Below are 13,084 nucleotides of genomic sequence, written 5' to 3'. Positions count from 1 at the left end.
CTTTCTTATTTTCAGCCAGGCGCTGCCTGCTACGCTTTCACTACTTCCGCCACTACAATATTCCTGATGGTACTCACCAACACCTGCCTGCTAAACGCATCGGCAGTACCCCTATTCAAAAAATGTAAAGCAATGAGGCCATGTGTAACCGACCAGCAGGCATGAAATTTACAGGCCGCATTTTCATCACCTCCGTGAGAAGCAAGCATTGCCTTGCTGATGACGGGAGTAACCACCTCAGCTATACGCGCGGCCTCATCTGCCTCAAAAGGATTATTTCTGCATGAAGCTCCAACACCAAACATAAGCTGGTAAAAAGCCGTTTCCTCCAACGCAAACTGCCAGTAAGCCAACCACATTTTTTCCAGTTGTGCTACCGGCGTAACCACGCTCCTGGCTTCTATCTGCATAGAACGCGACAACTTCAGAAACCCCAGTTGGCTAAGCGCATGCAACAAGTCTTCTTTACAACTGAAATAAGCATAAATAACAGGTGGTGTATAATCAATCATCTCTGCAATCTTACGCATACTAACCGCCTGCCAGCCACTGGTGCGCACTATACTCAGCGCCGCATCAATAATCTGAAGCCTGGCTGTTTCTCTTTGTTGCTTTCTTTTTTCTATGTTATTCATATGCTACTTATTAAAAGAGATATGACTTTATGAAAGATAGAGAGGCCACTGACGGCATTTCAACAACGCTCACCTTCCACACGTCCGCAGCGCCCCTCTATTAGCCTTTTTGTTTCAGTTAGCCGTCCAATGTATATTGAAAAGCATTACTTAGCCCAGCTATTCTTATGCATTCCCTATGCATGCTGTATATCTACATCTGGCTTTATTTCACCACCCTCCACATAGCCATCGTTATTTTCCAGGTTCGGTGGAATTAGTTTATACATCACCGGTGTAACAATCCGGGATAAAATGGTGGAGCTGATTAAGCCACCAATTAATACTATAGCCAATGGTGCAATTTGCGGATTGGGGTTAAAGGCCAGCGGTATTAAACCACAGATAGCGGTAATGGAAGTAAGTACCACCGGTAAAAACCGTGTTTCGCCTGCAATGCCAATCGCTTTATCGATACTATACCCCTGTAACCGCAGCTGGTTGGTAAAATCAACCAGTAACAACGAGTTTTTCACCTGGATGCCGGAAAGCCCGATAAAGCCTATGATAGACACCAACGATACGGGATAGCCCGTCATTAACAGCGCCGCTACACCACCGAATATGCCTAATGGAATAATAGACAGCACAATAATAATTCCTTTAAAGGTTTTAAATTGTAACAGCAGGATACCTACAAACAAGAAATTACTCAACAGAATCACTGACAGGAAATTGCCGCCCAGGGTATCGCCTTCGGTTTCTTTTTCGCCTGACAACTTATAATAATACCCGCGCGGCATTTTCAATTTATCCAGTTGGGGTATAATATCTTTTAACACATCATTGGCCAACACATGCTCTTTAGTTAATGAGGTCACTTTCACAAACCTGGATTTGTTAAAGTGATTGATGGCTGTTGGTGAGGTTTCAAATGAAATGGTAGCTACCTGGTTTAAGGCAATGGGCACTCCATTCACATTATTTACATACAGGTTTTTAAAGGCATCCAGGTTGGCATACTTATCCCTGCTTACCGTTACAATGACATTACGGGAGTCGCCACGGTCATCAATATAATCACCCACCGGTAAACCGGAAACTGCCAGCCGTACCATCTTATCAATATCCCCGGTAAACAAGCCCAGCGTGCGGGCCTTTTCTTTATTGATAACAATTCTGATATCTGTTTTATACGTATTCAATTCATTATTCACATACACCGTACCGGGATGTTTACGTAACAAACTGTCTACCTGGAAAGAAAGTCCTCTCAATACTGTCAGGTCTTCGCCAAACAACCTGATAACGATATTTGCTTCAATGGGTGGTCCCTGTTCAAAATCTTTCACTTCCACTTTCGCATAAGGGAAGTTCACAAACCTGCCACGCAGCTCTTTTATCAGTTCTGTTTTTTCAACAGGCGTGGCATGATCGGCCAATTGCACCAATACCTGCGCAAAGTCTGGTTTAATATCCTGTTGGTGAACGTTGTAATAAATCTGCGGGTTTCCCTTACCCACGTTGGTAGTATAATAAGTAATTTCCTTGTGCTTGCTTAATTCAGCTTCTACCAGTTTTGCCGCACGGTTGCTTTCTTCTATATTGGCCTGTAGCGGCATTTTCAGATTCACCAAAAACATAGGCTTTTCAGAAGTAGGAAACAATTTGAAACCTGTTTTTGAAAAAAGCATGAACCCGGCCATACTGATAGCTATAGAAACCAGGATGGTTAATTTAGGCCACTTCAATGCCGCAGGCATAATACGCTTGTAAGACCAGGTGAGCAATTTTTGCAGGTAGCGTAAAAAAATATTACCCTCGCCGTGCGCATGTGTTTTTAACATACGGCTGCCTAAAAAAGGTACCAATGTTAATGCCACCACCATAGAGGCCAGTACACTGGTGATAATAGCCATGGGCAAGCTACGCACAAACTCACCCGCTGTGTCCGGTAAAAAGGCCAGGGGTAAAAAGGCGATAATCAGGGTGGCCGTACAACCAATTACTGCCGCGCCAATCTGTTGCGTTCCTTTCAATATCGCCTCTTTTTTAGAATGCCCCTCCCGCAGCCATCGCTCTATATTCTCTACCACTACAATACTATCATCCACCAACAAACCGAGCGCTACCACCAGCCCTACAATGCTTAACTGGTTTAAGGAAAAACCAAACAGGTTCATGGTAATTAAACCAAGCGCCAGCGATAAAGGAATAGCAATCATCACAATCAGGGATGCCCTGATGCCCAGTGGCAATAAAGTAATCAGCACCAGTACAATAGCCAGTGTAAAATCAAATCCTAAATGCCCCAGCCGTTGCGATACCATATTGGCCTGGTCAAAGTTTTTAATCATACTGATATTAGCAGGCAAACTGCCGGCAAAATCGTCCAGGATGGGCTGATACTCTTCCTTCACGGCAGCGATATTTACCCCATCTTTCAGCGCCGCATTTACCAACACGCAGCGATGGCCGTTAATACGCGTAATATGCGCTACCGTTTCCGCCTTGTATGTTACATGCGCCACATCTTTCAGGTAGATGATTTTGTTATTGCCATTATAGATAACGGTATTGGCTACATCTTCCGCATTTTTGAATTTACCGCTGGTTTTCACGTTAAATACCTTGGTATCGAGATGTATGCTACCACCAGGAATGTCTGCCGCCTCACTTTGCAAACTACCCAGTACCAACTCCATGGGTATATGTAACTGGGCCAGTTTATCTACCTGTATATCCACCCGTATCTGCTGTTCCGGCATACCGGCATACTCCACCTTTTTTAACTTGGTCAGTTTTTCCAGGCGGGTTTTTAGTATATCCGCTTCATCCCGTAATGCCTTTACAGAAGCATTATCTGATACCAGGGCCACCTGTAGTATATTCACATCAGAAGCTGATATCTTCTCTACTTTAATCAGATGAATATCTTTAGGCAGTCCGCTATTGCGCAGGGCATTTACTTCGGTAGACAGCTCCTGGTATTTATTATCTACATCTACCCCATACTTAAACTTAGGCTGTATTACCGCTACCCCATCTTCTATAGTGGTTAACAGCTTTTCTATATCATCCATCTGGAACACTTTGTTCTCAATGGGTTTTACCACCTGGTCTTGTATATCCTGCGGACTGGTGCCGGGATAGATAACCGTTATCAGGTATTCAGGCGGATGAGTAGTGGGATCTTCAGACCGTGGCATGGTGAACAGGGTAAGAAACCCTACTACCGCTACCAGAAGAAAAATCACCAACGTAAATTGATAGTTCTTTACCGAAAAATTTGTCAGTTTCATTACGCTATAGCATTAACGGGTGATTTTAATAATGGATTGCTCATTCAGGAACGCACTGTTAGACACCACAATGGTATCTGTATTGCTAATACCGGAAAGCACATATGCCTGGTGATTATCGAAGCCGGAAAGCACTACAGGTCTGCGTTTAACGCTGTTACTGCCGGCGGGAGTAAATACAAAGGCATTATCGCCATCCACTTCTACCAGGGCATCGTATGGTATTACCACTACATTGTCGGCTTTTTTGGTATGAATCACTGCTTTACCAAACATACCTACGGCAGGCTGTGTGTTATGAAGGGTGATTTTTAACTCCACCTGGAAGGCCCCCGCCGCCCGGTCTGATGCCTGCGACTTACGAAACACAAACGCATCAAAAGCCTGACCGGGATAACCATCGAGAATAACCGTACCTTTTTGTCCCAGGTTAATGGCCGCCCATTCCCTGTCAGTTACCCCCACCTTCAGTAAGTAGTTACTGTTTCCGGCAGCTTCGTTAATCAATAGTACCGGGCTTCCAGCGCCCACCACTTCACCTTCGTTGGCAACCTTCTGTGTAACAAAGCCATCAGCCGCTGCATAAATGCGCGAATAACGCTCGTTAAACGCTACTGCTTCTTTGCCCCGCTCTGCTATATCCAAAGCGGTTTTGGTATTTTGCAATTGTTCCAATGTATATACACTGTCTTTATACAAACTAACCGCCCGGTTGTAATCTCTTTGCGCCTTTTCTGCATTCAGGTTGGATTGAGATAACCCTGCGCCTATTTCCGTTGCGTTCAACGTTGCCAGCAAATCTCCCTTATGAAAAAAACGGCCTTCTTCTACATATATCTTAGTGATAACCCCGCCTATTTTAAAAGAATACTGGGCCGTATTCTCCGTAGTAACCAACCCCGTGGCATTGATAGTATCGGGAAGCGACAGGGAGGATATAGCGGCAATTTTAACAGGAATAATATCCGATTCGCCCGTTTGTTTTGTCCCTTCCTTTTTTTCGCCGCAGGAAAAAAATACTATGGAAGACATGGTTAGGAATGGATAGAATAAATAAATCCTTTTCATGGTAATTCAATTAATGATAAATATTTATTGTATGATGAACCCGGCAGTGGCGCGCTCAATAGCTGCATGCGCTATCCACATATCGTATAAAGAGATATTGGTTTGTAAACGGGCATTGATTAACTGATTCTGTGCATCCAGTAACTCTATATAAATGGCAAGGCCCTCTTTATACAGTTTCATCTCATCGCCATAATATGTTTGCGCAGTACGCTGCTGTGTAACTGCTGCCTGGTACTGAGCTAACGAGCTTTCCCATTCGTGCTGGCGTACACTCAGTTCTGTTTGCAATTGTATTTTTACATAATCCGTTTGCGCAGCTATGCTTTTTTGATCGGCTACGGCCTGCTTTATTTTATAGGTATTTCTGCCAAAAGAAAACAGGTTCCATTCCAGGCTAACGCCAAACAGGTAATACCGGCTATCGCTGTTAAACTTCCAGTCGAACTCCTGCGAACCCAGGTCTAAAAAAGTGCTTATTTTAGGCGTGAGGTAAGATTTGGCTAACCCGGTTACATTATTATTAATAGCAGCAGCTGTTGTTAACTTAGCCAGTTCTTCCCTTTTGTCCACTCCCTGGTCTGACAGGTTTTGCGTGGGCGGCAGCGAAAAAGAGACATCAATGATAATGCTATCTGTCAGCGTTTTGTTTAATAAAAAGTTGAAGTAATTTTTTGCAGATTCTTTGCTGGCAATAGCAGAAGTAAGTGAAGCATTGATACGCGACACCTCGTTTTCACTACGCAGTACAGCTGTTCTGTTGGCCTTCTCGTTTTTTAGCAACGCATTATTCACACGTAACCCTTCATTCACCAGCTCCAGCGAAGATTGGTAGATAGCCACCGCATTCATCGCCTTCAGGTACTGGTAATAAGCTGTTTTAATCTCTTTTACCAATTCCCGTTTATACAGCAGTATTTCTTCTTTCTGTAAATCCAGCTGCTGGCTTTTGATTCGCTTGTTGTAGTTCAATTCAGCATTCAACAACGGTAAAGAAGTACGGAAATGTGCATCGTAAAAGTTATCAGGGTTTAACAGCACCTTCTGATTGGCCACTTGCGGAAAAGCATGACTACCTGTTAACTGGTTTAAAGAGGAATACACATTGTTTAATAAATCTCCCAAAGGCAAGCCTATTGTACGCCCTCCCTGCGCTTTTGTATAGGAAGTATTAAAAGTTACACTGGGAAGAAACAGGCTCTTCGCCTCTTTTAAAGCATAGATATTTTTTTCCAGGATAAACCCCTGTTGCTGTATGCTTTTGTTAGAGGCAATGCCCTGCTCTATATAATTGTCCAGGGAACTTTGGGCTTTCGAAGTTGTTGTTAACAACAAGCCACAGGTACCAGCATACGCTGCCCTAATGATAAACTTATTCAGTCTCATTTCAATCGCTGTTTTATTTTTGATCAGTGTTCAATAACAGGATAAAAAAAAGGGTTACCCCTTTTCCAGCAGCGCTACAAAGCATTCGTAGCCGTGCTGCATCAGTTCTTCGTTGGTTTTACTTACGAAACTGCTGGTACGGTCTTTACAAAAAAGCGCGCAGATGCCATGTATAGCCGACAATACCATAAACGTGAGGTATTCAATATCCATGCCTGTAAAACGCCCCTTGGCCTGGCACTCCGTTAATACTCCTGCCAGGAAACTAATAGCCTCCTGTGCTATCTTAAATCCCTCCACTGCAGGATTAACCGGCTCTTCTACAATAAACATCAGGTTATAATAATCCCGGTGTTGCTGGGCAAATTCTATAAAATTTAGCCCAATCGCTTTTAAACGCTCAAAAGGGTCTGCTACTTTTGCCAATACCGCCATGCGGCTCATTAACAGGCGAAAGCCCTCTTTATGTAATTCGTGGAAAATTTCAGATTTGTCTTTAAAATAAAAGTAAAGGGAGCCAGGGCTATAATTGATCTCATTTGCAATGTTCCGTATACTGGTTTGCTCATACCCTTTTTCCAGGAACACCTTTCGGGCAGCATCCAGTATAAGCTTGGCCATCTCCAGTTTCTCTTTCTGCTTCCTTTCCGATATACCCATGGGAATTACTTTAATTTCCACACAAAGATATTGAACAGCGTTTAATAAACAAACATTATTTAAACACCGTTCAAAAAAAAAAAAAAATAGTAACAAGCAAGATCTTACTACACATCTTTCGTAATCCAATAAAATGAAGCCATATCTTTTCTAAATGGATGATAATAAGCTCATGTTTCGTAAATAAGTGTTAGAATAAATTGTTTTATTAAGCAGGAAAAACAATATGGCCAGGGTAAAGGGTGAGACTGAAAATGATTTACAAAAGCTCCGCTTCTCATCTTTTTATGCATTCCGTCCCTTCTTATTGACGCCAACAAAAGGCCTTACACATACGCACGGTTTTTATCGTTTTATCAAATGGTTTTTCCCGCTGGGAAGATGGCTGTACCCAAAAGGATTTTGCACCCTGCAAGAGCTGGGACGAGCTATGATTGTAGTATGTAGTGTGGGGCATGCATCATTCAATATTGAAGTAAAAGATATTGTTCAATTGGCTCGATGAAGGAAAACAAGCCTGCTTATCTCCACTCAAACTGTGAAGGACTATCAGGGAAATAAGTGTTAGTAAAACGGAAATTCGTGTTAAAAGACTGCCATACACCCCATCTACTTTTGTGTAAGAAAAAGAATAGCAACATACTTCTTTCAAATTAACTGCCTTCAGTAAAAAATAAGGCTGTTGTCAAACTTAAAAAATTATGAAACGTTCACTCAAAAAATTACTTTCTGTAGCTACTGTAATGTCGGCTACAGCTTTCAACACGAATACTATGGCACAGGTAATTGACCCTGCAAAAGATCCAAACGTCGAAAGCCATGTTAAAGGATTTCTGAAAGCAGTAAATGCCGCCACCCCTATGCCGGTTGAGCAAATGCCAATTGACAAAGCCAGGGCAACCTATGCGTATGCCACTTCCGTTGGTGACAAGCCAGATATTTCGGGGGTTGAAATAACAGAAAAGATGATACAGGAAGATGGCCTCAGTGTAAAACTGCATATTGTACGTCCGGCCAATGTTAAAAATGATATTCCTGCATTCATGTACTTTCATGGGGGTATCTGGTTCATGGGCGACTTTGACTCCCATAAAACTTTGTTACGCGACTTGGTTGTACAATCCGGAATAGCTGCAGTATTTGTTGACTTTACAAGAACACCCGACGCACATTATCCGCAGCAAAATAACGAAGCCTATGCCGCCACCAAATGGATTGCAGCACACGGAAAGGAAGTCATGATTGACGGCAGCAAACTTGCAGTTGCAGGCAACAGCGTAGGAGGTAATATGGCTACTGTAGTAGCCCTAATGGCCAAAGAAAAAAAAGGGCCTCAGTTAAAACTTCAGGTGTTAATATCCCCTGTCACTGATGCCAATTTCAACACGGCATCATACAAACAATTTGCCAATGGCCGTTTTTTAACCAGGGGCCTCATGATGAAAGGTTGGGATTTATACATCAAAGATCCGGCTCAGAGAAAAGAAGTTTATGCTTCACCATTACAGGCCTCTGCTGATCAGTTAAAAGGGTTGCCGCCTGCATTAGTTATTACGGAGGAGAATGACGTACTGCGGGATGAAGGAGAAGCCTACGCCAGAAAGCTTGATGAAGCGGGTGTTTATACGATCTCTACGCGATACAATGGTATGATCCATGATTTTGTGATTATTAACTCACTTCAACCTGTACCATCCACTATTGTTGCCATTCAGCAAATAGCCTCTGTATTAAAGGCATTTGTTCGATAATCCCGATAAGGGGAAACACCGTTACGAGTGGCCGATCCTATAACTTCAAACTACAGAGACAGAGACAGAAACAATCAATAACAGCATTTTAGACTACATTAAACCATAAAAAGGCAGGAGGCCATTGAGAGCCTCCTGCCTAGTTATAATATTCCGTATCAGTGCCCATTAAACAATGGGGACCTTTAAAACTGTTCATTTATAATTTAGAAACTGATAAATTTCTGAAAAAACCTTCAGTTCCGTTTTCTACCCAAAATCCAATGCCCCCTGCAACATCTCCTCCTAGTTTCAGATCGTTCACCACAAGTGCAGGCTGCAGTTGGCCATTTAAGTAAAGCATTGCCTGCGCATTCTGAATAAACACTTTTACCCGAATCCATTTATCCAACTCCATATCAGCATAAGATTCATATTTTTCAGGTGCTTCTCTGCGCAACCTGTCAAACTTATAATCCGGATAGGAGAAATATTGTGTAGAATGATTACGCCTGATCTGATTTAATACCCGGGCATTTGCCGGCCTGAGATAAAAGCTTTCAAATTGCTTGTTATCCTGCGCTATCCTAAAAGCAATACCTATAAAACCTCGTGCAGAATCTGAAGCTCCTGGCAGCAATCTGCTTAGTAACTCAAATTCAATTACACCGTTTTTCAATTCTACCCCTTTTATTTTCACATAAGTAGGTTCATCCGCCCCCTTTACTAAAGAATCTTTTACAACCCTTACCACTCCTTTTCCCATTGATTTTTCAAAAGAAAAGCCAACCTGACAGCTTTCTGTATTTTCTTTAGTCAACTCAATATTCTGCGCCAATAGAGTAGAAGTAAAAAAAAGGCTAAATGCAAGGATTTTAAATTTCATGATAATATGCATTTATGAATAAGTCCAAATATAATTAACGAACAGGTACATGTAAAAACGCTTCCTCCCTTTATTGGGACATTACCTTAATAACAGCGAATTTGCACATCCCTGGTTAGGTAATATTAACGCCGTAAACCTAAACAACTTCGATAAACCCCTCAAAAAGCTTATTAACATATCATTCTATAGATTCAGCATCTTGCAGATCTCCTCAAAATCCTCCAAAAAGTTCGATATTTCCCCGCTCCCCTCCACAGATAAAGCCTCAACAAATGTTGAGGCTTTCTTATTTTCAGCCAGGCGCTGCCTGCTACGCTTTCACTACTTCGGATCAAGACGATTTGTTGGGGGATATTGATTACTATGCATAAAGTCTGGATAGTCTAAAAGCCAGATTGGGGAAACCCTCCAATTAGGGGAGAAGTTAAAATCTAGGCAATGACCGCATTGTCATTGCGGAGGATTGGTGATATTGGTGCACTTTGGCACATCGTGCGCCGATATCTGGACGGCATATTGATGGGCGACATCAAGATCTTTCCAAACCCCATTCTTTTTCTCGATGATAATCGTGTAATCGTTTTGGGGAAACTCTTTCCATTCGCCCCAGCCTTTGCTATGTCGACGGTCCAAAGGCACGTTTTGTCCATAAACTGTAAAAGATCTGAAAGAAGCGGCATTCAGTGTGATCGTACCGCGAAACGTGTAGCCGTTATTTTTCTCAACTGTACTGAGCTCAGCAGCCTTGAGCTTCCAAGTCAGCCCCTTGATCTCATAGATCTGATAGCTGCCGACCGACCTATCTGCAATATTTCCATCCCTGGTCCACGAATAGGCCACGCCTGTCTTGCAGTCGGTCCGGAAGTATTTTTGGACTACTTTAATGGCCTGCTGTTCGGGGGTAATTTTCTGTGCATGGCCTGTTCTGCAGAGCATGAATAGAAGCAGTAAAAAAAATAGTTTTATGATGACCGCATATACGGGCCTTACCGATATCATAGGTAGCCGGAACTTCCTCTCAAAGGAATATATTGACAAGATATGTGGCAATGGGATCATTTTTCGGGCCATATTGGGAGGCGATTAATTTTTAAGAAAGATAACTTTTCAAATCCAGAAATGCAAGCACCTCCCTGGCAGGCAAAAAGCAAATCTGGACAAAAAATGAAATTAGCTCTAGGTAACGTTCCCGGAACCAAATAAATGATGCGACAGAAATGCCAGGTACAAAAAGAATCAGGAGAACAGCAATTAGAGGACCAAACCAGCTGGCGATTAGGAAGATGGACCAATAGATATTAGTAAACAAGCCGTGGCAATAAGCTGTTGCGTGCCATATTACGGGCGGTACATACATTCGTGCATCACAGTGTACCCGAACAACGTAGCAAGGAGCGGGTTGACTATATTAATACATTGCTTCATAATCTTAAATTATGGAACCGTGCAAAGGGCGCGCAGGAACAGCTGTTTGAAATTGCCATTGCCATGAACCTCAATTGCAGACGTTTACTGCATTACATGGCCACTGAAGCCGGCATGCAAATTCATGCAGCGCAAAGCGGGGCAGACAAACTTGCCTGTATAGGCCGGTTGCGTAAACAATACCTGCAGGCCTTAACCACTACCAGGTGGCAACCAGCTACCTGCGGCGGCTATAGCCAGGAAACCGATGCTGTGGCTATACATATAGAAGAATGGTTGAATCGCCAGGCCAATCTGGCCAGTGAAGAAATAAAAGCCGACCGGGAAGAGCTGGACCGAGCCGAGATGCGGGAGAACGGTATATTTTTCAGCGTTTTTGTACGCATGCTGGTAGTGGCGGGCTTTACCAAACTGAGAAAATTTGCCCCTGTATTACGCATTTTAAGCAAGGTGGTTTCTTTTCCGCGTGCCGAAATGCCCAGTGCAGAAAACCTGGTAACGATGGCCAGCAAACGGGTTTCTGCAACTACCATCCGTAAGCTGGAGGCGTTATTAGACGAATGTGGGCTGATACTACGAAAAATAAAACGCAACGGCGGCAGGTTTCCGGACGACCTGCATACGGAAGAATAACACTTTACGCCCCCATATACTAACGGATGAGCGCTTCGTCCTAACGTACGAGCTGCTCGCTCGTTAGGACGAGGCATGGGAAAGCACTTCCGGGCATCCGGGGCGTGCTTTTTTTGTGCCCCTACCATCTGCCAGGCCACTGATTCCTGCAAGCCAAACACATATCCTAACGGACGAGCAACTTATCCGTTAGGACGAGCTGCTTGCGCTATAGGGCGAGTTGCCCGGCACAACAGACGAGCAGCTCGTCCTATAGAGCAAGACGCCCATCCTATAGGACGAGGCATGGGAAAGCTCCTTTTTTTATAAGCAAGCAGGCACACTAAAAAACGGTTTTTGAAACAAAAACCCTTACTACCACTGCATTTGCGGGGCAAAACCTGTGTTACACCTGTGTTTCGTTAGCCAGACACAACATCACAACCAGCTGTATATGAGCCAATTGCGCAGTTTCTAAAGTTTTTTACCGTTTTCGTTTCCACAAAATAAAAAGTTTTTTTTCCGCGTCCCCACTGCGTTTGAGCCCAACACACCTGTGACACAGGTTTTATGCTCTTCACCCCCTTTTGCAATTTTACATCGCAGCTCACCCTCCACTACGTTTCGTTCACCGGTAACTGCGCAGGAGCCAGAACAGTAGAGGGGATCAATAAAAAAGAGCGGCAACAACAATTATTAGTTAATAAACAAAAACACATTTTATGAAAAAACAGTATATCCATTTTGTTCCTAAAGCCGATGCAAAAAAAATAGTATGGGGCAGTAATTTAAAAGAAAAGGCCAGCGTGATAGGCCCCCAACTGGGCCTGAGCACTCAGCAGGTAACAGAGCTGGAAACGGCCTCAGATACCCTGGTAACAGCCATAACCGGTACCGAGGTAAAGCGTAAAGACTTTGAAGAGTCCGTAAAGGCCAGGAACAAAACAGTGCAGGATTCCATACAGGTAATCATCAGGCTGGCAGCACAAATGAAATCCAATGAAAACTACCAGGATTCGCTGGGCAGTGCGCTCGGAATTGTAGGCAGCACCCGAATCTTCGACCTAAAGGAGATAAAACCAATCATTAAGGCCACAGCTTATTCCGGCAGGGTGGATATTACCTTTAACCTGCAGGTGATGAAATGTATTACCATTTACAGCCGTATTAAGGGTACCTACGGTTGGGAAAAACTGGGTAACGATTATGAATCGCCTTACCAGGATACCCGCCCACTTGCTGTGCCCCAGCAGGCAGAGATACGCGAGTATATGGCGTTTTATTTTAACGGAAGAGAAGATATAGGGCAGCCGAGTGATATTGTATCGGCGGTGTATGGAGGATAGATAGCATGGAGGAGAAGCCTCAACGAAAGTTGGGGCTTTCTTCATTAGCAGC

11 protein-coding genes are annotated in these 13,084 nt (G+C 43.4%); 4 read left to right on the top strand and 7 right to left on the bottom strand.

Annotated features, from left to right (window positions below; all coding sequences use genetic code 11):
* Positions 1–29: 29 nt before the first annotated feature.
* The 5 genes from FLA_RS05215 to FLA_RS05195 all read right to left on the bottom strand — a co-directional run bounded on the left by FLA_RS05215 (position 30) and on the right by FLA_RS05195 (position 7,051).
* Complete coding sequence (locus FLA_RS05215; protein ID WP_076382660.1) at positions 30–635, bottom strand: TetR/AcrR family transcriptional regulator; 606 nt, start codon at positions 633–635, stop codon at positions 30–32.
* Positions 636–811: 176 nt separating this feature from the next.
* Entirely contained in the window at positions 812–3,916 is a 3,105-nt protein-coding gene (locus FLA_RS05210) for an efflux RND transporter permease subunit (RefSeq protein ID WP_076382661.1), read from the bottom strand.
* A 12-nt stretch (positions 3,917–3,928) separates the two neighbouring features.
* Entirely contained in the window at positions 3,929–4,948 is a 1,020-nt protein-coding gene (locus tag FLA_RS05205) for an efflux RND transporter periplasmic adaptor subunit (RefSeq protein ID WP_231940395.1), read from the bottom strand.
* A gap of 60 nt (positions 4,949–5,008) precedes the next feature.
* Entirely contained in the window at positions 5,009–6,370 is a 1,362-nt protein-coding gene (locus FLA_RS05200; RefSeq protein ID WP_084206551.1) for a TolC family protein, read from the bottom strand.
* Positions 6,371–6,424: 54 nt separating this feature from the next.
* On the bottom strand, positions 6,425–7,051 hold the full coding sequence (locus FLA_RS05195) for a TetR/AcrR family transcriptional regulator (RefSeq protein WP_144264193.1): 627 nt from the start codon (positions 7,049–7,051) through the stop codon (positions 6,425–6,427).
* Positions 7,052–7,256: 205 nt separating this feature from the next.
* Between FLA_RS05195 and FLA_RS05190 the strand changes: the two genes are divergently transcribed.
* Together FLA_RS05190 and FLA_RS05185 are read left to right on the top strand one after the other, a co-directional pair.
* Complete coding sequence (locus tag FLA_RS05190; RefSeq protein ID WP_076382664.1) at positions 7,257–7,535, top strand: Rossmann-fold NAD(P)-binding domain-containing protein; 279 nt, start codon at positions 7,257–7,259, stop codon at positions 7,533–7,535.
* 268 nt (positions 7,536–7,803) lie between these two features.
* On the top strand, positions 7,804–8,781 hold the full coding sequence (locus tag FLA_RS05185) for an alpha/beta hydrolase (protein WP_231940394.1): 978 nt from the start codon (positions 7,804–7,806) through the stop codon (positions 8,779–8,781).
* A gap of 199 nt (positions 8,782–8,980) precedes the next feature.
* Here FLA_RS05185 and FLA_RS05180 read toward each other — a convergent pair whose 3' ends face one another.
* Positions 8,981–9,646, bottom strand: coding sequence for a hypothetical protein (locus tag FLA_RS05180; protein ID WP_076382665.1), 666 nt, complete (start codon positions 9,644–9,646; stop codon positions 8,981–8,983).
* 453 nt (positions 9,647–10,099) lie between these two features.
* Positions 10,100–10,585, bottom strand: coding sequence for a hypothetical protein (locus FLA_RS05175; protein WP_096510770.1), 486 nt, complete (start codon positions 10,583–10,585; stop codon positions 10,100–10,102).
* Between the two features lie 423 nt (positions 10,586–11,008).
* On the opposite strand from FLA_RS05175, the gene FLA_RS05165 reads away from it, so the two are divergent.
* Together FLA_RS05165 and FLA_RS05160 are read left to right on the top strand one after the other, a co-directional pair.
* On the top strand, positions 11,009–11,707 hold the full coding sequence (locus FLA_RS05165) for a hypothetical protein (RefSeq protein ID WP_096510766.1): 699 nt from the start codon (positions 11,009–11,011) through the stop codon (positions 11,705–11,707).
* A gap of 701 nt (positions 11,708–12,408) precedes the next feature.
* A complete protein-coding gene (locus FLA_RS05160; protein ID WP_076383027.1) occupies positions 12,409–13,032 on the top strand; it encodes a hypothetical protein in 624 nt (207 codons plus the stop codon).
* Positions 13,033–13,084 lie beyond the last annotated feature (52 nt).

Source organism: Filimonas lacunae (assembly GCF_002355595.1).
Taxonomy (GTDB): Bacteria; Bacteroidota; Bacteroidia; order Chitinophagales; family Chitinophagaceae; genus Filimonas; species Filimonas lacunae.
This window is presented reverse-complemented; position numbering and strand designations above follow the sequence as displayed.

What these genes read in the sequence shown, in the direction of transcription:
- FLA_RS05190 (WP_076382664.1), top strand. Translation starts at nt 7,257, where the DNA reads ATGGCCAGGGTAAAGGGTGAGACTGAAAATGATTTACAAAAGCTCCGC.
- FLA_RS05175 (WP_096510770.1), bottom strand. Translation starts at nt 10,585, where the DNA reads ATGCTCTGCAGAACAGGCCATGCACAGAAAATTACCCCCGAACAGCAG.
- FLA_RS05210 (WP_076382661.1), bottom strand. Translation starts at nt 3,916, where the DNA reads ATGAAACTGACAAATTTTTCGGTAAAGAACTATCAATTTACGTTGGTG.
- FLA_RS05215 (WP_076382660.1), bottom strand. Translation starts at nt 635, where the DNA reads ATGAATAACATAGAAAAAAGAAAGCAACAAAGAGAAACAGCCAGGCTT.
- FLA_RS05185 (WP_231940394.1), top strand. Translation starts at nt 7,804, where the DNA reads ATGGCACAGGTAATTGACCCTGCAAAAGATCCAAACGTCGAAAGCCAT.
- FLA_RS05205 (WP_231940395.1), bottom strand. Translation starts at nt 4,948, where the DNA reads ATGTCTTCCATAGTATTTTTTTCCTGCGGCGAAAAAAAGGAAGGGACA.
- FLA_RS05160 (WP_076383027.1), top strand. Translation starts at nt 12,409, where the DNA reads ATGAAAAAACAGTATATCCATTTTGTTCCTAAAGCCGATGCAAAAAAA.
- FLA_RS05180 (WP_076382665.1), bottom strand. Translation starts at nt 9,646, where the DNA reads ATGAAATTTAAAATCCTTGCATTTAGCCTTTTTTTTACTTCTACTCTA.
- FLA_RS05200 (WP_084206551.1), bottom strand. Translation starts at nt 6,370, where the DNA reads ATGAGACTGAATAAGTTTATCATTAGGGCAGCGTATGCTGGTACCTGT.